This window comes from Priestia sp. KCTC 13724, from assembly GCF_056820425.1.
In genome coordinates, this window is record NZ_JBXDLD010000009.1 from 1 (window position 1) to 22,110 (window position 22,110).

Sequence of the window (22,110 nt, forward strand, 5' to 3'; positions counted from 1 at the left end):
CGAAAAATATTTTTTTGACACCCCACCAACGGCTCAAACCGTTGATAAATCAACATTTATAGAGGGAGGATTATATCGATTTAATAAAATAAAGAACGCTATAGGGGGGATTTGAAATGGAACTAGTTATTATCCTTTTATCACTTAGTCTTTTAATGTTTGTCGCATATCGCGGATTTTCAGTTATTTTATTTGCACCGATCTGTGCACTTTTTGCTGTTGTGCTAACTGAGCCAAGCTATGTATTACCTTTCTTTTCAAATATTTTTATGGAAAAGATGGTAGGATTTATCAAGCTTTATTTTCCCGTTTTCTTACTAGGGGCTATTTTTGGTAAAGTCGTTGAAATGTCAGGGTTGGCTGAAACGATTGCTAAAACAATTGTACAAGTTGTTGGTGCAAAGCGTGCAATTTTAGCTATTGTCATCATGGGAGCGATTCTAACTTATAGTGGAGTTAGCTTATTTGTTGTTGTTTTTGCTATCTATCCATTTGCAGCGAATCTATTTCGAGAAGCCAATATTCCTAAAAGGCTTATTCCAGGAACGATTGCATTAGGTGCCTTTACGTTTACAATGGATGCTTTACCAGGTACTCCACAGATTCAAAACGTTATTCCAACTACTTTCTTCAAAACTGATATTTATGCTGCACCGATGCTCGGTATTATTGGAGCCATTTTCGTCTTACTTGTAGGGATGAAGTATTTAGAAGCTCGTCGTAAAAAAGCAGAAGCTGCTGGTGAAGGGTACTACGGCTTTGACCACGAAACCGCAGCTGCAGCTGAGAAGCTAGAAAATGATGTAACAACGGGAGAAGAAGAAACAAGTACGAAAAGTGAAAAACCAACCTTGCCTCGTCAAATCTTAGCGTTTGTACCACTCATTTTAGTAGGTGTTATGAATAAAGTATTTACAATGACTTTGCCTGTTTGGTATCCAAATGGCTTTGATTTTACTGCCATTGGTCTTGACTCCTTTGGAAAAGTTGAGCTTTCATCTGTACTTGCTATTTGGTCAGTTCAAATGGCTCTAGTAGTAGGGATTATTGCGACACTACTGTATGATTGGAAAAAGATAAAAGTAAACTTTCAAGCAGGTCTTAACACCAGTATCAGCGGGGCATTGTTAGTTTCTATGAACACGGGTGCTGAATATGGTTTTGGAGGCGTTATTGCTGCTCTTCCAGGCTTTGGTGTTATTAGTAAAGGAATTTCCGAGACATTTACAAATCCACTTGTTAACGGTGCTGTGACTACAACAACATTGGCTGGTATAACTGGTTCTGCATCAGGCGGTATGGGAATTGCATTAAGCGCTATGTCAGAAAAGTATTTAGCGGCAATTAATCAGTTTAATATACCACCTGAAGTGATGCACCGCGTTATTTCAATGGCATCAGGCGGTATGGATACACTTCCACATAACGGTGCTGTTATTACGCTTCTTGCAGTAACAGGTTTGACTCACCGTCAAGCATATCGAGATATTTTTGCAATTACGATCATTAAAACGCTAGCGGTTTTTGTCATCATTGCACTTTACACTTTCTTCGGTATTGTTTAAGGTAAAAAGCATCCTTTCTTAGTAGCAAGGATGCTTTTTTATCGACATATTTCCCTAGAAATAATGTTATTTCGCAGGAAATGTCTTATTATGACTCTTGTAAATTCTTTTCTTGTTCTAATCGTTCTAAGATGCGGCGTTTACGATAAAGCATCGTCCCTATTTCTCCAATGTCTCCAATCGCCTGCTTATTTACATAAGCACCGAAGATCATACCTGCTATAGGAATCATTTGAAAAAGCTTTTTCCATCCCCAGTTATCTCGATAAGTCGTAAATACCTCTCTCCAACCTTGAAGCTGCGATAAGCTTTGTTCTCGCTTCCCTTCTGATAGCTTTTCTAAAATTGCTCGCTTACCTACAATGTCAGAGGATAAGAACTGCATGCACTTTACCATAAACACACGCTCTTCTTGTTTTGTCGGGTCGTATCCATAGGAAACAGCTACTTCTTGTAGCGTTTTTAAAGTTAGCCCTAGTACAAACGGTACATCAATAGCCAGCGTGAAGATACCACCAATTCCAGTCGTAGCACCTTGAATTTTAGCATTTTTTTGACGTGCCTCCACAAAGGCATTTGCTAACTCATCCATTTCTTGAATAGATAACTGCTGAATATCCGTTAATGTTAAATCTTTTTCTTTTAAACGTTTAGATGCTTTTTCTAACGTAGCGGAAGTATTAGCTAAATATTGGCCTCCGTTATCAATGTACTTAGCAACCTCGTCAAGAAGCTTTTCTATTTTTTCGTGGATAAACCTAGGCGTGACTTTATCAAGCGCTGCAAAAGGTAAGCGAAGCAACTTTTCCCAAAAGAATAGTCCCTTTTGACTTTTTTCCCACTTTTCAATCTTCTTTAATTCTTTAGCCAGCTGTTCAGTCGTTTCCACATGCTTTCCCCTTTCTACATAAAGCGCCCAGACAACTTATTTGCTGGACGCTCTCTTTTCCCTTATGCTTTTTATTTCTTTTTCACATATTTAAACATAAAGAAAATAACAATGATAACTAATAGTCCAATTCCAATCGGCTGCATATATTGAGATACAATAGGTCCAACATCTTCCCATTGTGGGCCTAACTTATAACCCAGATATACGTAAAGGGCAGTAATTGGTAACATCGCTACAAACGTGTAAATGGAAAATTGCCAAACGTTCATTTTTGCCATTCCGCAAGGAAGCGAGATGGCTGTACGTACTCCAGGAATAAAGCGACCAAAAAAGGCTACTCCTGCCCCATATTTATTAAAAAATCGATCTGCTGCATCGATTTCCTTTTCTTTTACTAGAAAATACTTTCCATATTTTAAGACAAGTGGACGCCCACCATAGCGACCAAGAGCATAAAGTGTTAATGGTCCAAACACGCCTCCAACTGTTCCTGCTAAAATAGCCAAATAAAGGTTCATGTCACCTTGATATACCCAATATCCTACGAGTGGTAAGACTAGCTCTGCTGGGACAAATTCAAACGTTAGCGCTAAGATAACGCCGAAATACGAAAGTTGCTTAAGCGCTTCTACTAGTGATAAAACAATTGTTTCTAACAAACGACTTCCTCCTTAGTTAACTTACTGCTCTATAACAAAACGTGATATTTTAAAGCTTCACAAGTCATAATTGTATATTAATCCCCTTTAATTGAAAAGTAAAAAAAGAACGAATGCTGTCAATCTAACGAATTAACGAGTCGTTCTGTAAAAAACCCCAACAAAAAACCTGAACGATTAAAAGTTATCAACTCTCAATCGTTCAGGTATAGTAAGGACTGAACTACTTATGTCTCAGTCTCCTAAATTTTAAAGTTAATTTGGATGACGCCAACTTTTCGAAGCGCATCATATAAGATGACAAGAGCTGGACCTAAAAACAGCCCCACAAACCCTAGCAATTTAAATCCAATATACAGGCTAATTAACGCAGCTAAAGGAGAAATCCCCATGTTTGTTGAAAAAACTTTTGGTTCTACAACTCTTCGAACGACGGTAATCACCCCAAATAAAATAAATAGACCAATTGCCAACGAGTCTTGACCTTGAGTTAAAGCAAATATTCCCCATGGAACTAGAACGGAACCTGTTCCTAGAATTGGTAGAATATCAACGATAACGATTAAAAGACTCAATAAAGCCGTGTACGGAACATTTAATAGCCATAGCCCAACATAAGCCATCACAAATGTTAAAAGACTCAATACAATCTGAGCTTTAATGAAGCCAACACCTGCTTGCATTAATTGCGTAATAACAATCTTTGTTTTATATTTCGTTTCATCTGTTAAAAACGATTTTACTTTTTCTTTTATGTTCGGTAGCTCTAAGCTAATGAATACTAAAGCAACTAAATAAATCAGAAATTCTAGCAGGAAGCCTGGAACGGTTGCAGCAAAGCTAATAATTAACTCAACGGTTCCTTTTAATAGTGTATCCAATGAATTAATGGTGCTTTCGATTGCGTTTTCAATGGATGAAATGACTTCTGTAGGAAGAGCGTTTGAATAATACTTCCACTTAATAATGTTAGGATAAATTGTTGTTTCATAAAGCTCTTTTACAAAAGAAGGCGTAACTTTTGAGAGAGCCACTACTTGCGTTACAATTGTACGAATAATAAAGAAACCAATTAATGTTATGGATACAACATATAATAAAAACGCTACTAATACAGCATAGATTCGACTAAACTTCAAAGAATGCTGCAACTTTTGAATAAGACCTTCTAGAACAATTGCTGTTAATAATGCAAAGACAATTGGTAAGCTATAAGGAATTAAAAAACAAGCTGCAATAATCGATACAATAATTGCTATGCGCTTCTTCCACATATGTAAATGCCTCCCACGCTTTCTTCCTAAATTCACTCACATGCCACATACTAGAGCACGCTCAGCTTGTTTATTTAAAAACATATCTGTTGTTACCTACTATAATTATAGGTTTAATTTCTTTATTAATAAAGAACTAATCAAAAAATTATCAAAAAAGCTACTTACCTGTTCATAAAAATAGAACCGGTAAGTAGCCTTATGCATTAAGCATTGTTACGAGAGATTAGAAGATACATTAGCTAGCTACTTTTGCCTCTCTCGACTGTTTCATCACTTCATTAGCTTTTATAGGATTGTACTTGCCTTCAGACTTAGACATAACAATTCCTGCAATTGTGTTACCCATTAAGTTTACAACTGTACGAGCCATATCCATAATTCGGTCCACACCGGCAATGAATGCAAGACCTTCGGCTGGAATTCCAATCGTACCTAACGTTGCTAATAATACAACAAATGATGTTCCTGGAACGGCTGCCATCCCTTTTGAAGTAATCATAAGCACTAGGATTAGCGTTAGCTGTTCGACAATGGTTAAGTCAATTCCATAAACCTGTGCCAAGAAAATAGCGGCAATTGCTTGATACAGCACAGATCCATCTAAGTTAAACGTATAACCAATTGGGATAACAAACGATACAATAGCTTTTGGACATCCCATTTTTTCTAATTTGCCCATAATACGCGGTAATACCGTTTCTGAACTTGATGTGCTATATGCTAACAGCAATTCATCTTTTAAATAACGCATTAATGTAAAGATATTTACACCAGCCCATTTCGCAACCGCTCCTAAAACCACAATTAAGAAGAACAGTAAACCAGCGTGAACTAGAATAACAAGTTTCGCTAGAGACATTAATGATTCTAAACCAAACTTAGAAACAGTTACACCAATGAGAGCAAAGACCCCGATAGGAGCAACTTTCATCACCATGTTAACAACATGGAACATCGCATGAGAAACGCCGTCAAAAAATTGTAAAACAGGCTTTCCACGATCCCCAATAGCTGCTACACCTAATCCAAATAACACGGAGAAAAAGATGATGGCTAACATGTCACCTTCCACTAATGATTGGAAGAAGTTCGTTGGAACAATATGAAGGAACGTTTCTGCAACGGATTTCTCACTTTGTTCTTCACTTGTCTCTACGTACTGGTTAATATCAGTCTTTTGTGCAGATTCAATGTCCACTCCTACACCTGGTTGGAAAGCATTAGCCAATAACACACCTATAATGATTGCAAACGTTGTGATGACTTCAAAGTAAATGATAGTCTTAGCACCTAATCGGCCTACTTGCTTGCCGTTACCAGCGCCCGCAATACCAACAATTAAGCTTGAGATAACAATTGGAATAACAATCATTTTAATCAGGCGTAAGAATAAGTCGCCCAGCGGCTGTAAATACGTTGCTACTCTTGGATCATTAAACCAAATAACACCAACTAGAATACCTAAAATTAAACCAACAAAAATTTGTGTTGCCATGCCAAACCGCAATTTTTTCATATGTGCTCTCCTCTCTGTTGTAAAGCGATTTTATTTTTTCTGAAAATTAAAAAAAGACCATTCTAAAAGAAAGAATGGTCGACAAAAAGACAATGTTCTTTCTCTCAATAAGCAGACGAGGTTAACTGTCGGATTCGGGTTTGAGAGTACCCTACTTTCACTCAGGAAAGATTCACCCCAAGGCATATGATATACCAAATTTGTGGTTCCCCCGCTCTAATGTAGACTAAGCTTCTTATTAAATTATTTTTCTGAAATATTATACAGAATTAATATTTTATTCAATAAGAATAATTTATCTGTTTTTCGAAAGCTTGTCAATTTATTTTTATGACTCAAAACTTTTTAACTATATAAATGCCAAAATATAAAACAGCCTTGGTTCTAAATGTAACCAAGGCTGTTTTAGCATTCTTAAAAGAATACAAGATAAATAGCAACTGCTAATACAATACGATAAATAGCAAAAGGTACCAATTTTATTCGATTAATTAATTTTAAGAAAAAGCGAATGGAAACAAGCGCTACAATAAAAGCACTAATAAAGCCGGCAATGAAAAAAGGCAATGCATCAATCGTGAAATACTGCCAATTTTTGATTAATGATAACCCACTAGCTCCTGCCATGATAGGAACAGCCATAATAAAAGTAAAATCAGAAGCTGCTCGGTGACTCATGCCTAAAAGTACCCCACCTGAAATGGTAGCACCAGAGCGTGAAAATCCTGGCCATAGAGCGATACATTGAAACAATCCAACACCAATGGCTTGACGATAGGTCATTTGATCTACCGTTTCTGTTTTTGGAATTCTTGAAGCAAAGCGGTCTGCAATAATCATTAAAATTGCTCCTGCAATTAAGCTGACTAACACCGTGTTCAACGAGAACAAATGCTTGTCAATAAAATCTTCAAATAAGAATCCTAATACAGCTGCCGGAAGCAAACCAACGATAACTTGAGAAAGCTTTAATCGATTTGTTACCTGTTCATATTTCTCATTTTTACGATTTAACCCTAATAGATTAATAAAACGATTTCTAAACAAAACAACAACGGCTAGGATCGAGCCTAATTGAATGACAATCTTAAATGTATTAGCAACCTCTGGTGAAAATAGTTCTTTTGAATTCAGCCATAAATCATCTACAATAATCATGTGTCCGGTCGATGATACAGGCGCAAATTCAGTTAGACCTTCTACAATTCCTAAAATAATCGCAACAATAATTTCCCACATTTTTACTCTACCTTTCAAGATTACATAATTTTTTCATCTTCATAGCAAACGTGAATATTCGCTTTTTATCATAATTGTTTGCTGATAAAAACACAATCTTTATTTGAAGAACAAAAAAAGCCCATTTGGGCTTTTTTATGGACAATCTTATTTACTATATGATTTAACTTGTTTTGAGTGAACTACTTTACCTTTTAGATTATATAAGCTAAGAAGATAACCGCCCATAGCCCCAGCGATTGCTGGTACTAACCAACCAAATCCTGTGTTATACAATGGCAAAGTCTTTACAAGTTCCCCCCAAGCACCTAAGTTTAACCCTGACTGAAGACAAGCGTCCGTTACGCTTACAATTCCAACGAATAAAATAGATAAAGCATATACACCTTGCTTTCCTTTGATTAAAGAATTCGTTAATGATAGAACAATTAGCATAATAGCAACAGGGTAAATAGCTGTTAAAACTGGAACTGAAATTTTTAGAATCATGGTTAATCCTAAGTTTGCAACAAGTAAACTAAATACGGCAATTGTACTAACCCAAACCTTATATGATACTTTCGGTACTAATTGCTCAAAATACTGACTGCATGAGGTTAATAATCCAACAGAAGTTGTTAAACACGCTAGCGTAAATACAACTCCTAATAGAACAGCTCCGAACGGTCCAAAAAGCGTAAATACAATGTTCGTTAACGTTATTGCTCCATTTGCTGCATTGGCATGACTAACAGATCCTAAATATGCCAGCATAAGATAAATAATAGCTAGCAACGTTCCTGCAATTACTCCTGCACGAATGGATGATGACATAATACTTTTCGCACTAGTCATTCCTTTTTGCTTCAAAGCCATTGCAATGACAATTCCAAAGTTTAGCGCAGCGATTGTATCCATGGTCGCATAACCATCGGTAAATCCAGTAGCGAATGCTTTTGTGACATAATTACCTGCAGGTTGACCAGCCGGCTCAAAAGGATAAGAAAGGGCACGAATAAAAATAAGTGAAATAAGAACTAATAAAACTGGCGTTAATACTTTCCCAAAGCGGTCAACAAGCTTTGAAGGCTTTAAAGCTAACCAGTAAGCAAGTGCAAAATAACAAAACGTATATCCAAACAGCGCGGCTTTTACATTTACTCCTTCAGGTAAAAAAGGCTGTACGCCCATTTCAAATGCTAAGCTTCCTGCTCGTGGGATTCCTAAAAAAGGTCCAATTGCTAAGTAAATCATGACCGTAAATACAACGGCGAAAACTGGGTGGACTCGGTTTGCTAATGAATGAAGACCATTTGATTTTGCTACAGCAATGACACCCAGGATTGGTAGCCCCACAGCCGATAAAATGAAGCCTGTAACAGCTGGCCACAATTCACTTCCAGCAGACTGTCCTAAAAATGGAGGGAAAATTAAGTTTCCTGCTCCAAAAAATAATGAGAATAGCATTAAACTAATAAACAGTGTATCTTTTCTTGATAAAGCATTCATGTGAGTTCCTCCTAGATTGTTTGTATTTCTGATTTTTCTGTCTAATGTCAATATCACTTTCCACTCGAATCACTCCTTTTTATACACAAAAAAATCCCGTCCCTAAAAAGGGACGAGATATAATTCTCGCGTTACCACCCTCGTTCTGCTAAAAACAGCAGCACTCGCCAACGTACGTGTTCATACGTGTTCCTTCTAACGGTGGACGTCCGAATATACTTACTATAAGGCTTCAGCATATTTTCTCAGAGATGATTTTCAGCTAGGAACTGTACGCTAACTTTCAGCAAACGTTAGCTCTCTGGGGAACAGTTTTCATAACCTACTCGTTCTCTTCAACGAATTTATAAGGTGTTTTAATTGAATAAAAATATTCTAACAAAACTTTTAAGATTTGTATACAAAAATTAAAATATTTTATCAATTATATTTTTCCCCATTAATAGTCAGTCTATAAAATGAAACTTCTATAGCTAATTCGTTCGTATATACTACTACATTACTTAATAGGAGGCTCTTATACATGAGCGGAAATGTACGTGTTATGAAATGGCTAACGGCTGGGTATGAAGCATTTTTAGGTATTCCTCTAATTGGTGGTGCATTCATCATAAGCTTTTCATGGGGACCTTTAGTATTTGCTTTTTTCCTGCATGCAATTGCTCTATTTTTATCTCATAAAGAAGGTCGTTCAGCTTACGGAAATATTTTGGGGATGGTGACATCATTTGTCGGCGTAATCCCAGTTGTGGGAATGGTTATGCATATTATTACCGCTATTGTTATTGCATTTGAAGCAGCAAAAAGATAAATAACCGCTTGCATTTTCCCCTAATGATGGTAGAATGAAGTCGTCAATTAAATGATTTTCTACTAGGGGTGTCTGATTACACAGACTGAGAGAAGAGTTATTGTGCTCTTTAACCCTCTGAACCTGATTTGGGTTATACCAACGTAGGGAAGTAGTCTTGAAAGAACGGTGTTTTATGCTGTTTTCTTTTTTGTCTATTCCATCGGGCTCTTACATAGAGCCCGATTTTTTTGTTCGGTATAGCTTATTTTCTCAAAATCTACTAGCATAATGGAGGAATAAGTATGTCTAAAGAACAAGTAATCATTTCAATGCAACAGCCGTTTCCAAACAGTAAAAAAGTATACGTGCAAGGGACTCGAAGTGATATTCAAGTACCGATGCGCGAAATCCACCTTTCCCCCACTGTAAACGACCGCGGTGAAGAGCAAAACACCCCCGTTCGCGTTTACGATACAAGCGGCGTATACACCGATCCAGCCTATAGTGTAGATTTAGAAAAAGGACTGCCACCTTTACGCAAACCATGGATTGCAGAACGAAACGATACTTTTTCCTATGCTGGCCGTACCGTTCAAGCAAGAGATAACGGCTATAAAGAAGGCGATCAACGGAACGAAACGAAAAGCTTTCCCCTTATTAATTATTCACCACAAAAAGCAAAGGATGACAGAAACGTCACCCAAATGCATTATGCAAAAAAAGGAATTATCACGCCTGAAATGGAATTTATCGCAATTCGTGAGCAAATGAGTGCAGAAACGATTCGTGAAGAAGTTGCAGCAGGGCGTGCAATCATTCCCTGCAATATTAACCACCCAGAAGTTGAACCAATGATTATTGGAACAAAGTTTCACGTGAAAATTAATGCAAATATCGGAAACTCTGCTGTTCATTCATCAATTGAGGATGAAGTTGAAAAGATGACGTGGGCTACAAGGTGGGGAGCAGATACAATTATGGATCTTTCAACTGGTAAAGACATTCATAAGACGCGCGAATGGATTATTCGAAACTCACCCGTTCCTGTTGGCACTGTCCCAATCTATCAAGCTTTAGAGAAAGTTAATGGTATAGCAGAAGACCTATCTTGGGAGGTTTATCGTGATACACTCATTGAACAAGCAGAACAAGGGGTTGATTACTTTACAATTCATGCAGGCGTACTGTTGCGCTATATTCCACTAACTGCTACGCGAACAACCGGTATTGTCTCACGGGGTGGTTCCATTTTGGCTCAATGGTGCTTAGCACATCACCAAGAAAACTTTTTGTATACACACTTTGAAGAGATTTGCGAAATTTGTAAGCAATATGATATCTCAATCTCACTGGGAGATGGCCTGCGCCCTGGTTCAATTGCTGATGCGAACGACGAAGCTCAATTTGCAGAGCTTGATACGCTTGGCGAATTAACAACAATTGCATGGAAGCATGATGTTCAAGTAATGATTGAGGGTCCTGGACATGTGCCAATGCATCTGATTAAAGAGAACGTTGACCGACAAATGGAAGTTTGCCACGAAGCACCATTCTATACCCTGGGACCACTAACAACTGATATAGCACCGGGCTATGACCACATTACGTCTGGTATTGGAGCTGCAATGATTGGGTGGTTTGGTACAGCAATGCTTTGTTATGTAACCCCAAAAGAACATTTAGGCCTCCCGAATAAAGAAGATGTTCGCGAAGGTGTAATTACCTATAAAATTGCTGCTCATGCTGCTGATCTTGCAAAAGGTCACCCAGGTGCCCAAATTCGTGATAACGCACTTTCAAAAGCTCGATTTGAGTTTAGATGGCATGACCAATTTAATTTATCGTTAGATCCTGACCGAGCTCGAGAATACCATGATGAAACACTACCAGCAGAAGGTGCTAAAACCGCTCACTTCTGTTCCATGTGTGGACCTAAGTTCTGTTCAATGAGAATTTCTCATGATATTAGACAACTAGCGGATGAAAAACAGCTCGTTGATTTCGCTAAACAAGGCATGAAAGAAAAATCACAGGAATTTATTGAAAAAGGATCTAAACTTTATTCTTAATAAAAAGCACCGAGGTAAGCAACTACTTATCTCGGTGTCTATCGTTTTAAAATAAGTCTTTTAAAGAAAAAGAGCAGCTTAACTAAAATCCATCCGACCAGTGTTCCAATTGAATTTAGCAGAATATCATCAATATCAAAAACTCGCTCTGTTAACTCATATTGTAAAATCTCAACAGTGAAACTGATTAAGAACCCTGTGACAACCACTTGAATAAATCCGTCAAATGATTTCATAAAAAGCGGTATAAACATTCCAATTGGAGCAAACATTACAATATTCCCTATTACGTTCACGAATGCTAGCTCAAGATTTCCACTGGCCCACATGAGCTTAATTGTACTAAATAAGCTTAAATTCATAGCTTGCCCATATACTTGCTCGTTTTCTTTAATGAGCGTGACGTAAATAAGTGTCACACCATATATAATAAACAAGAAAAGCAATCCTTGTTTTACTTTTTTCTTTGTATTATCCGTCATGTTTTTCCACACCTTCTCTGTCCTTACCGTCCGCTTTTACTTCTATCATATTGTACATGCTATGTATTTATGAAACATTCAGCTTACTTTATCCTATCACGTTACCTCTTTTTCTGGATACCAAACTTTAAAAATAAAAGAGACTGGGACACAATGAAATGATTCCTTCTCAAAGGCGAATCATTACTTTGTTATAATAGCTAGGTTGTAAGCACAAGTTCGTTCCCTTACGCTCGTTTTTTGAATTTGTTTTTGAACCAACAAAAAAATACCCAAGCTATCAAAAGCAGTTAACTTGTGATAGTTGGGGTATATCATTGTTTGAAGCACTTATGTCTCAACTTCTTGTAATTAATTAATGATTCCTCGATGAATCACTTCAACAGTTACATCTGGTTTAATATCGATTTGAGCATAGTCTTTTTTCCATTCATCTTTACCTTATCTGTCATCGTCATATATTTGTTCTTTTTATTTGATAATAATAATGCTTTTGCTTCCTCATCTTTTAACGTTATTTCCGAAAATTTTTCTCCATTAAATAACGCAATTCCCTTTATTTCTACAGACATGTTTTCCTTATTAAATTTTGCATAAGGTAGAGCTAACCCTTTTCCTTCATCAAATAACAATGTACAAATCGTTTGAAGAGTCTCTACTGGTACGAGTGATTGCTTTTCACCGTTAAAATTAAATCAACAGGGATAAGCTCATAGTGAAATGAAATCGTAGCAATATATAATGCTGGTAGACTGATTGCCACAAAAAAACTAAAGATTCTCAACAATCGAAAGAAAGAGCCGTACAAAGAGCGCGTATTATAATCTTCTGGTGATTGATAGAATGTAAAAAAGCAAGAAGGCGCAACAATTGTGGATGAGTTTCCAGCTGTCATAATCGCAATTCTTCCTTCTAATAAATTCCCCATCACGCGGTCCGGTCTTTCTGTATTAAGCGGCTGTGGAAAAGGTGAAAACGGTGAATTTTCAAGAGCTTCTTCAATAATACTCCCGCTTTCCACCGCGTCCACGTCAATTGATTCTAATCGTCGAAATACTTCTTCATAGTATTCTGGATTTGAAATTCCTTTAAGGTATAAAACAGCTACTCTCGTGCGCGAAATTGTACCGACTTCAAGGTATTTAACGATTAAGCTTCCATCTAAAAAACGCTGACGCATTAAGTTTATGTTTTTATCTAGATTTTCAACAAACCCTTCATGAGAACCGCGCACAACTTTTTCATCGATTGCTTGGCTAACTTCCCTAGATGCAGGAAGCGTAGCATCAATTACATATAAAATGAGTGTATCTTCAAGAAATAAAATAGCTCCTCCACTATAGAGCAACGTAATGATTTCATGCAAATCTTGAGATTCGTTAACGGAACCGATTTGAATAACCTCTTTTGGGTCTCCTTCCTTTTCAAGAAGCATTAGTTTAATTACATGTTCGTTTAATTTCACCGAATCCATGAATGGTACAAAATACATTAAAAGCGCTTTTTTACAATTAAAAGTTAACCAGCGCTCACCTAAATCACTTGTATAGTCTAAGTACTCTTGAATATACTTTTTATTTTCTTCAATTGTTAGTTTGAGCGGAATGTTGATAGATGCTGGATCTTGCTTTGGTACGCTTGCTTGCTTTTGTTTTTTCTTTTTGGGATAACGTTTAATCAGCATCAAATCCACCTCAATTCTAAATAGTTAGACTTTCAGTGTTTCTAAATTTGGAAATATTATGTAATTTAAACATAAAAAGAAGATTTGGTGTTTATCCCAAATCTCCTGACTTATACGTTCCAATCGGTTCCCCATATTTTAATTTTGTTCCACATTCCAATGTATTCGTTAGCTTTACCTTATCTCTTTCGAACAAAAGGACTACTGTTGAGCCAAACTCAAATAACCCCACTTCTTCTCCTTTTTCATAAAAGGTATCGTTAACAGATGTCGTATAATATTTTCCATTCTTTACATTAGTCGTATGATTTCCGTATGGTACCTGGACACTTCCAACAATAAATGCGCCTACTTTAACAAGCGCTATTGTTCCAGCTTGCGTATCCACATATGTGATCAATCGCTCGTTTTTTGTGAATAGCCCAGGAACATGCTCGACTCCGATACGATTAACCGGGAACAAACGTCCTGGTAAATATGTTGCTTTTGTGACTGCTCCTGAAAGCGGCATATGAATGCGGTGATAATCGCTAGGGCTTAAATAAATGGTTAAAAAAGTTCCACCGTCAAACCTTTCAGCTTCTTCTTTCGTACACCCAATCAGCTGCTCTACTCGATAATCAATCCCTTTTGCTTGAATAAGAGTTCCTTCCTTAATATCGCCATATTCTGCTACTTTTCCATCTACTGGACTGGAAAGAGTATATGGATCGGCTACGACTTCTCGGGCTTCTGCTTTTAGCTTTCTCGTGAAAAATGCAGTGAAATTAGGATAAGAGTCTAAAGATTGTTCCATTTCATCTAGATTAATTTTATAAATTTTGCTATATGGCTTGATGATATATCTGCTAATGCTTGAGCGTCCTAACACCCCTACTCCACGTGAAATCGCATTTTGTGGTAATATTTCAATGATTTGCTTTGCTATTTGATTAATCATTTCCTATAACATTCCTTTCATATGGCAGACCGTGTATAAAGTTTTCGAACTACAAGTATGATAAGTACGCAGCCTATGAAAGAAACCAATACCTTCCCAGTGCTTGTCCAATTCATGACTTGGTAAACAGAATAGCCTTCAATAAGAATTGAAGGAAGCTTTCCAATTGAGCTTGCTAAAATAAAAATCCCTAAAGAAGTCTTTCCAATAGCCGCAATAAATGTAACAAGTCCTGAAGGGACAAAAGGTAATAGTCTCAAAGAAAGAATAAGTAGAAATGCTTCTTTTCCCCGTGCATGTAAAAGCTGTTGAATTTTAGGAGAAGACAACCGCTTATGAGCAGTTAACTTTCGAAAACCTTTTCGGTAGAGCCAAAACGAAACAACTGCTCCAACTGATTCTCCAATAAACGAAATAACCATTCCTTCCCAAAAACCAAAAACAACCAAATTAGCAGCTGTTAAAAATACGCTTGGTAAAACACCAGCAATACTAATGAGCACATTCAACAAAATACTTAGTATAAATGCAATACTATCATAGCTTTCGAATAGCTGAACCGTAATCTCTTGGATATCCGCATTCATTTGTCGCTGTTTTCTCCTGTTACGACTCGATAAAGCTTGTTAGCAATTTCTTTTAGCTGCTGTGTTTCTTCCATAGAAAAATGGGAATAGTAGCGCTCTATAATAAATTGATCAATTCGTTCATATTCATCAAAGTATTCCTGCCCTTTAGGACCAAGCGTTAAAAGGATTTTCCGACGATTTTCAGGATTAAGTTCTCGATGCAAATAACTTTCTTTTTCTAATTTAGTAATAAGCTGACTAACAGAGCTCATTGACAAATTATATTTTTTCGCAATCGTCTGCACGTTTACAGGTTGCATATCATAAACTGACCTCAGCACATTAAATTGCTTTGGCGTAATATCATTAATTAGCGAAGAAAAGTACGTCTTCATTAAATAATCGTTTACTTTATTAAATATAGAAATAGCTTTTTTTATATTATCAGCTTGTTCCATTTAGACACTCCTAGTTTATATACTTAAATAGTTTAACTACATAAACTATATAACGGAGACGAATAGCTGTCAACTACAAGAAGCCCCTTCTTGTATAGAAGTGGCTTCTTAAGTGATACCTTATGCATATTTTGTTCCTTCTGGCTCTTTTCTAAAAAAGCTTTTCATCGCATGAAATACATCTGCTTTTTGCTTAAGAATAAAATGGCGGAACTGTTCATCCTGAATATTCTTATATGCAGACATTAAAGTCGAATGACGATTGTATTGATTTACTTCTCCATATCCAAACATATTAGAAACCTTCATTAGTTCGTTTACAAGCTTAACACACCTTGCGTTGTCGGATGTTAAATTGTCGCCATCTGAAAAGTGAAATGGATAAATATTATAACGGCTAGGATCGTACTTTTTATTAATCAATTCAAGTGCTTTACGGTAAGCTGATGAACAAATAGTTCCACCGCTTTCTCCCTTAGAGAAAAAGTCTTCTTCTGAAACAACTTTGGCTTCTGTATGATGGGCAATAAATTCAATTTCGACAGTTTCATACTTTGTTCGTAAAAAGCGAGTCATCCAAAAGAAGAAACTTCTCGCCATATACTTTTCCCAAATCCCCATAGACCCACTTGTATCCATCATCGCAAGCACAACTGCTTTTGATTCAGGTTTTGTTACTTCATTCCACGTCTTAAACTTTAAATCTTCAGGGAAAATTGGGTGAAATGCAGGCTTACCAGTCATTGCATTTCTCTTGTACGCAGACATCATCGTGCGCTTTTTATCAATGTTCCCCATCAAGCCAGTACGTCGAATATCATTAAATTCGATGTGTTCAACAACAATGTTATCAGATTCTTTTCGCTGTAAATTCGGAAGTTCAAGCTGTGCAAACAGTGCTTCTTGTAGCTCCATGAGCGATACTTCTGCTTCAAAGTAATCTTCTCCAGCTTGATCACCTGCACCTTGACCTTTGCCAGCACCTTTTTTTCCATCACCGCCAGATCCATCTCTGGCTACCACATCTCCTACCTTACTTTCCCCATCACCTTGCCCAACATGTTTATTCTTATCATAATTGTAGCGAATTCTGTACTCATCTAATGAACGAATTGGAATCTTAACAACGTCTCTCCCATTTGACATGACAATGTTTTCTTCTGTAATTAAATCCGGTAAGTTATTCTTTATCGCTTCTTGGATTTTTTCTTGGTGTCGCTTCTGATCGTCATGACCTTTACGGTGGAGGGACCAGTCTTCCTTGGAAATCGCAAAACTCTTATCAATCTCTTTACCCACGTATTTCCCCTCCTTGTTCAAGCTGCTTTTGAAAGGTTGGTTATTCTATCCTATGTCTCAAAATGGTATACTTGCTAATTAATTTAGCTTTGGCTTTTAAAAAGCCCGGCTGTACACTATCATATGAAAAAGCATCTACTGTGAATGAGATAAATGCCTATTTTGCTAATATAAAAGATAAAGAAAACATGGCACATATCAGCGGTGCCATGTTTTTTATCATTCTTTATCGATTCAATAAGCTTCCTACATAGCGTAAAAGTTCGTTCGCTGAAACGGAATTATAGCCATGCTCATCAATTAAGCGAGCAACTACCTCATTTACTTTTTTCAGCTGCTGTTCGTCTGGTGTCTTCGTTGATGTGGTAATTTTCACTACATCTTTTAAGTCTGCAAATAATTTTTTCTGAATAGCTTCACGTAAACGTTCGTGCGAATTATAGTCAAAGCGTTTCCCTTTACGAGCATACGCAGAAATACGGATTAAGATTTCTTCACGGAACGCTTTCTTCGCATTTTCCGAAATGCCAATTTGCTCTTCAATTGAGCGCATTAGCTTTTCATCTGGATTCATTTCTTCCCCTGTTAACGGATCGCGCAGCTTGTTTTTATTGCAATATGCCTCAACGTTATCGAGGTAGTTCTCCATCAGCGTCTTCGCTGATTCTTCATATGAATATACGAATGCTTTTTGAACTTCTTTTTTCGCGATTTCATCATATTCTTTACGTGCTAATGAAATGTAGTTTAGATAGCGCTCACGGTCTTCTGCTGAAATAGATGCATGCTGATCTAACCCCTCTTTTAGTGAACGCAATACATCTAACGCATTAATTGATTTAATATCTTTTCGAATGATAGTTGATGAAATACGGTTAATTACATAACGTGGATCGATTCCACTCATACCTTCATCCGAATGTTCTTTCTTCAACTCTTCCACATCTGCATCGTTGTAACCTTCAACAGATTGGCCATCATATAGCCTCATTTTCTTTAATAGATCAATATCCCCTTTTTTAGGCTCTTTTAATCTTGTTAGCGTTGTAAAGATGGAAGCAATGCGCAGCGTATGTGGTGCGATATGCACATCCGATACGTCGCTTTCTCGAATCATTTTTTCATAGATTTTCTCTTCTTCACTAACCTTTAAGTTATATGGAACCGGCATGACGATAATACGTGAATGCAAAGCTTCATTTTTCTTATTCGAAATAAAGGAGCGATACTCCGTTTCATTTGTATGTGCGACGATTAATTCATCTGCACTAATTAAAGCAAATCGTCCTGCTTTAAAATTCCCTTCTTGGGTAAGAGATAATAAATGCCATAAGAACTTCTCATCACACTTTAACATCTCCTGGAACTCCATCATTCCTCGGTTCGCTTTATTTAGCTCTCCGTCAAATCGATATGCTCGTGGATCTGATTCTGATCCGTATTCAGCAATGGTTGAAAAGTCAATGCTTCCTGTTAAGTCAGCAATGTCCTGAGATTTTGGATCAGATGGACTGAATGTACCAATCCCCGTACGTTTATCTTCAGAGAAGAAGATTCTTTCGACAATAACGTCTTCAATTCTGCCGCCATACTCTTCCTCTAACCTCATTGTATTTAAAGGCGATAAGTTTCCTTCAACTCGAATGCCATACTCTTCATGGAAATCTCGACGCAGATGGTGTGGAATTAAATGAAGTGGATCTTCATGCATTGGGCATCCTTTGATTGCATAGACAGCACCACGATCTGTTAAAGAATACGCTTCTAATCCTCTTTTTAGCATGGTAACTAGCGTTGATTTCCCTCCACTAACTGGTCCCATAAGTAACAAAATACGCTTCCGGACATCTAATCGTTTCGCTGCAGGATGGAAGTATTCTTCAACCAGCCTTTCAAGCGATTCTTCTAGACCAAACATTTGTTCACTGAAGAATTTATATTGCTTTTTCCCATTGACATCTTCAATTCCTGCATCTTTAATCATATTGTAGACCCTTGAATGCGCTGGCTGAGCAATTAAAGGCTCATCTTTAATTAGTTTTAAATATTCTTCAAATGTACCTTCCCATTTAAGTCGATTCTCTGCTTCACGGTATTTTTCAATTTTCTTTAATATATCCATTAAAGGACCTCCCCTACTAGTTCTCGTGCTAGTGAACAAGATTAATACAATCTATGCAGTAAAATGTTTGAACATGCTTTTTAAATTAAGAAATTCAGAATTTTGTCTACATTAAAGATTCACAGCGTGCCATGAATTAGCTATAATAATTAGGAGGAGCATGACAGAAAAATAAAGGAGGCTCTATCCATGAGGTTACTATTGGTTTTAGGCGTATCACTTGCTTTTTTATCAGCAATTTTTACGGCTGGGTATAATGACAAGCCTGGGGTAAAGCGCAAATAGAATGAACCTACATAGAACAGTCATCCTTGTAAAAAAAAAGAAAATCCCCTTAATCAAGGGGATTTTCTCTTAATAAGTCGCCGTACTCTTGCTGTCGCAGCGCTTCATAAATTAAAATAGCTGCCGTGTTTGATAAGTTTAAAGACCGAACGTTTTTCGTCATTGGTAAACGCAAGCATCTATCCATATTCGCTTCAATGATTTCATCAGGTAAGCCACTTGTTTCGCGACCAAACACAAAGAAGTGATCATCTTCTACATTGCTATAGTCAAAGGATGAATGCGGCTTCTTTCCGAATTTAGTGATGAAGTAAAATGCTGCTTCTGGATACTTTTCAAAAATTTCTTCTAACGAATCATGATAGATAACCTCAACATAATCCCAATAATCTAAGCCGGCGCGCTTTAACATTTTATCATCCGTCGAGAAGCCTAATGGACGAACTAAGTGTAAAGTTGTGTTCGTTGCTGCACAAGTTCTCGCAATATTACCAGTGTTAGCTGGAATTTCTGGTTGATATAAAACAACATGTAGTCCCAAAATAGTCACCTCTAAATACAAATCTATTCATCATTATACCATTAACTTTTCAAAACAAAAGGGATATTTATTGATCGGTAATATGGAAAAACGCATACTTCATATTTGGCGTATAAGCTGTCGAATCTTCATAAGCCCAATAGCGCATGCGGCTATTATACGTATTAGCATTAACTAAAGGCATCCCGTCTGCATCTTTTGCCACAACGATTGTCGTGTGGTTCCATCTGCCGTCTCCTTCAAAATCATAGCAAATAACATCACCCATTGTTAACTCTTTAACTGAGCTTTTTTTAATGGCTCGCAGCCCTTGTTTTGAGTTTTGGAGATAACTGTGCATCGAGTGTGCCACCGCCCAGCTATAGCTCCAATTATCTTTACTTAGCCACCAGCCTTTACTTCGATTAGGTTGACCTCTCATAGGGGCTTTTCCTGCTCGTAAACACTGAGAGATGTAATTCGTACAGTTCACCTCAAAGTATTTATAAGCTGGATTAGGCGTATTCCAATATGTTTCTGCATACTGTACCGCTGCTAGACGGTCATAGTACCCATTTCGATCAGCTACTTCTTCCTTATCATCCATACTAAATTCTAAGTCATCTATTTCATCTATATGAATAGGAAGCAATTTATCATGAATTAGCGTATCTTTATAAAACAATGCGCACCGCTCTTCTACCTCTTCTTCTACGTAAAATAAATCATCTTGTTTACATAAAAATCGTTTGTGTATTTGATAAGTAACCTTTGTCTCTTCATTTTCATTTTGAACGTCATGAATAGCTCCTTTAACCGTACACTTCACAACCTCTACTTTTCTCTTTCTCAGTAAAGACTGCTTAAGCTCGTATTCCTGTTCGATAAACGGCTTAAAGTCCTCGCTGATTACTTGATTCACGTAGCTATTTGCTTTGGCTTTCATCAATGTATATAGGACATTTTTCTTTGCTAGCATCTGTTCACCACATTTCTCTGCTTTTACTATACGCTATGATGAACAGCTTACCTTTTAACACAACAATTTCATCTTCTATGACTTTACTAACAGCGCAATTCCCTTTTCAAACTCTTGCTTGGCTTCCTCATCCTGCTCTTTTTCTTTTAATTGTTCCAGTATAGGTAGCACCTCATCGTTTCCAATTTTCCCTAAGGCCCAAGCTGCTGTTCCTCGTATTACAGGACGTACATCTTCTTTCATTACTTTAATTAAATCAGGTATAGCTGTTTCATCCTTAAAATGAGCAAGTGCAATAATTGCATTACGTTGAATTGGTTTTTTTCCACGCCAAGAACCAGATACATGGCCATATTTTTCTTTAAACTCACGATTGCTCATTGTTAATAACGGCTTTAACTTCGGCTTTGCAATCTCAGGATCTGGTTCCATTTCAGGATGAAAGTGAAAGTCTTTACCTTTATTCTCAGGACATACCGTTTGGCACGTATCGCAGCCGTATAAGCGGTTGCCAATTTTATCTCGAAACTCATCTACCAAAAAACCTTTTGTTTGTGTTAAAAATGCAATACAACGCTGAGAATTAAGCTGTCCGCCTGTAACTAATGCACCTGTTGGGCATACTTCAACACATTTATTACAAGTACCGCACTGGTCTTCAATTGGTTGATCCGGTTCAAATGGAATATTCGTGACGATTTCACCTAAATATACGTATGAACCAAACTCCGGCGTAATAATCGCGCAATTCTTTCCACTCCAGCCAATCCCAGCTCGCTCGGCAACAGCTCGATCAGAGAGCTCGCCCGTGTCTACCATAGATTTCACTTCAACACCTTGAACTTTTTCTTTTAAGAACGATTCAAGTTTTTGGAGCCTGTCTCGTAAAATGGTATGATAATCTTGCCCCCAAGAAGCACGACAAAAAATGCCTCTTCGGTCTTCCTTTGTACTTCTTGGTGCATTAGGCATTTTAGAAGGGTATGCAAGAGCAATGGCAATGATTGACTTCGCTTTTGGAACCAAAAGCGTTGGATTCGTACGCTTCTCAATATCTGGTTCTTCAAACCCTGAAGCGTAGCCTAATTCTTGTTGTCTTAATAAACGATCTTTTAACGTCTCAAACGTTGACGCACTAGCAAAACCAATTTTATCAATACCTATTTCTTTACTATAGGCAATCACTTCTTTTTTTAACTGTTGAAAATCCATTTATGCTATTCTCCTTTAAAATTCAATGCGTAGAATTGCTTTTACTATCATTTTCACTGGAA

20 protein-coding genes, 2 riboswitches and 1 other annotated feature are annotated in these 22,110 nt (G+C 37.2%); of the genes, 3 read left to right on the top strand and 17 right to left on the bottom strand.

The features are described 5' to 3' along the window. Positions 1-116 precede the first annotated feature (116 nt). The gene (locus AC1UFB_RS01120) at positions 117-1,565 is read left to right on the top strand and encodes a GntP family permease (protein ID WP_482588332.1); all 1,449 of its coding nucleotides are present in this window, start codon (positions 117-119) and stop codon (positions 1,563-1,565) included. A gap of 88 nt (positions 1,566-1,653) precedes the next feature. Here the strand turns inward: AC1UFB_RS01120 and AC1UFB_RS01125 are convergent, their stop codons facing one another. From AC1UFB_RS01125 to brnQ, 6 genes are all read right to left on the bottom strand, one after another. Then, a complete protein-coding gene (locus AC1UFB_RS01125; protein ID WP_100348087.1) occupies positions 1,654-2,454 on the bottom strand; it encodes an EcsC family protein in 801 nt (266 codons plus the stop codon). 71 nt (positions 2,455-2,525) lie between these two features. Further along, positions 2,526-3,116 carry a DedA family protein gene (locus tag AC1UFB_RS01130; RefSeq protein ID WP_062686546.1) on the bottom strand — a complete coding sequence of 197 codons (591 nt, stop codon included), beginning with the start codon at positions 3,114-3,116 and terminating at the stop codon, positions 2,526-2,528. Between the two features lie 242 nt (positions 3,117-3,358). Beyond that, positions 3,359-4,390, bottom strand: a complete 1,032-nt coding sequence (gene ytvI, locus AC1UFB_RS01135; RefSeq protein WP_025908472.1) for a sporulation integral membrane protein YtvI — start codon at positions 4,388-4,390, stop codon at positions 3,359-3,361. A 238-nt stretch (positions 4,391-4,628) separates the two neighbouring features. Continuing rightward, a complete protein-coding gene (locus tag AC1UFB_RS01140; protein ID WP_076513350.1) occupies positions 4,629-5,909 on the bottom strand; it encodes a cation:dicarboxylate symporter family transporter in 1,281 nt (426 codons plus the stop codon). A gap of 96 nt (positions 5,910-6,005) precedes the next feature. Then, a riboswitch (cyclic di-AMP (ydaO/yuaA leader) is annotated at positions 6,006-6,152 on the bottom strand. Positions 6,153-6,323: 171 nt separating this feature from the next. Next, positions 6,324-7,148: an undecaprenyl-diphosphate phosphatase gene (locus tag AC1UFB_RS01145; RefSeq protein WP_025908470.1), complete on the bottom strand. Its 825-nt coding sequence runs from the start codon at positions 7,146-7,148 to the stop codon at positions 6,324-6,326. Positions 7,149-7,295: 147 nt separating this feature from the next. Further along, positions 7,296-8,636 (bottom strand): branched-chain amino acid transport system II carrier protein, encoded by a 1,341-nt coding sequence (gene brnQ, locus AC1UFB_RS01150; RefSeq protein WP_025908469.1) that lies wholly within the window; start codon positions 8,634-8,636, stop codon positions 7,296-7,298. A 105-nt stretch (positions 8,637-8,741) separates the two neighbouring features. Then, positions 8,742-8,984, bottom strand: a binding site (T-box leader). Positions 8,985-9,159: 175 nt separating this feature from the next. On the opposite strand from brnQ, the gene AC1UFB_RS01155 reads away from it, so the two are divergent. After that, positions 9,160-9,447, top strand: coding sequence for a hypothetical protein (locus tag AC1UFB_RS01155; protein WP_025908468.1), 288 nt, complete (start codon positions 9,160-9,162; stop codon positions 9,445-9,447). A gap of 54 nt (positions 9,448-9,501) precedes the next feature. Continuing rightward, positions 9,502-9,614, top strand: a riboswitch (TPP riboswitch). 117 nt (positions 9,615-9,731) lie between these two features. Next, complete coding sequence (gene thiC, locus AC1UFB_RS01160; protein ID WP_025908467.1) at positions 9,732-11,498, top strand: phosphomethylpyrimidine synthase ThiC; 1,767 nt, start codon at positions 9,732-9,734, stop codon at positions 11,496-11,498. 38 nt (positions 11,499-11,536) lie between these two features. On the opposite strand, the gene AC1UFB_RS01165 is transcribed toward thiC, so the two are convergent. The 11 genes from AC1UFB_RS01165 to queG form a co-directional block, all read right to left on the bottom strand. After that, entirely contained in the window at positions 11,537-11,980 is a 444-nt protein-coding gene (locus AC1UFB_RS01165; RefSeq protein ID WP_025908466.1) for a VanZ family protein, read from the bottom strand. 386 nt (positions 11,981-12,366) lie between these two features. Continuing rightward, a complete protein-coding gene (locus tag AC1UFB_RS01170) occupies positions 12,367-12,612 on the bottom strand; it encodes a hypothetical protein (protein WP_100348090.1) in 246 nt (81 codons plus the stop codon). Between the two features lie 23 nt (positions 12,613-12,635). Then, positions 12,636-13,664: a spore germination protein gene (locus tag AC1UFB_RS01175; RefSeq protein ID WP_281998574.1), complete on the bottom strand. Its 1,029-nt coding sequence runs from the start codon at positions 13,662-13,664 to the stop codon at positions 12,636-12,638. A gap of 91 nt (positions 13,665-13,755) precedes the next feature. Then, positions 13,756-14,604: an archaetidylserine decarboxylase gene (gene asd / locus AC1UFB_RS01180; RefSeq protein WP_100348092.1), complete on the bottom strand. Its 849-nt coding sequence runs from the start codon at positions 14,602-14,604 to the stop codon at positions 13,756-13,758. 17 nt (positions 14,605-14,621) lie between these two features. After that, positions 14,622-15,179 (bottom strand): TVP38/TMEM64 family protein, encoded by a 558-nt coding sequence (locus AC1UFB_RS01185; protein WP_061785576.1) that lies wholly within the window; start codon positions 15,177-15,179, stop codon positions 14,622-14,624. Between the two features lie 8 nt (positions 15,180-15,187). Beyond that, complete coding sequence (locus AC1UFB_RS01190; RefSeq protein WP_328101294.1) at positions 15,188-15,631, bottom strand: MarR family winged helix-turn-helix transcriptional regulator; 444 nt, start codon at positions 15,629-15,631, stop codon at positions 15,188-15,190. A 120-nt stretch (positions 15,632-15,751) separates the two neighbouring features. Next, positions 15,752-16,930 carry a sporulation protein YhbH gene (gene yhbH / locus AC1UFB_RS01195; protein ID WP_025908460.1) on the bottom strand — a complete coding sequence of 393 codons (1,179 nt, stop codon included), beginning with the start codon at positions 16,928-16,930 and terminating at the stop codon, positions 15,752-15,754. A gap of 226 nt (positions 16,931-17,156) precedes the next feature. Continuing rightward, positions 17,157-19,052, bottom strand: coding sequence for a PrkA family serine protein kinase (locus tag AC1UFB_RS01200; protein ID WP_100348094.1), 1,896 nt, complete (start codon positions 19,050-19,052; stop codon positions 17,157-17,159). A gap of 334 nt (positions 19,053-19,386) precedes the next feature. Continuing rightward, positions 19,387-19,887 carry a tRNA (uridine(34)/cytosine(34)/5-carboxymethylaminomethyluridine(34)-2'-O)-methyltransferase TrmL gene (gene trmL, locus AC1UFB_RS01205; RefSeq protein WP_090752733.1) on the bottom strand — a complete coding sequence of 167 codons (501 nt, stop codon included), beginning with the start codon at positions 19,885-19,887 and terminating at the stop codon, positions 19,387-19,389. A gap of 58 nt (positions 19,888-19,945) precedes the next feature. After that, positions 19,946-20,836 (bottom strand): amidase domain-containing protein, encoded by an 891-nt coding sequence (locus tag AC1UFB_RS01210; RefSeq protein ID WP_163070900.1) that lies wholly within the window; start codon positions 20,834-20,836, stop codon positions 19,946-19,948. Positions 20,837-20,911: 75 nt separating this feature from the next. Beyond that, on the bottom strand, positions 20,912-22,048 hold the full coding sequence (gene queG / locus AC1UFB_RS01215) for a tRNA epoxyqueuosine(34) reductase QueG (RefSeq protein WP_025908456.1): 1,137 nt from the start codon (positions 22,046-22,048) through the stop codon (positions 20,912-20,914). Between the last annotated feature and the right edge of the window lie 62 nt (positions 22,049-22,110).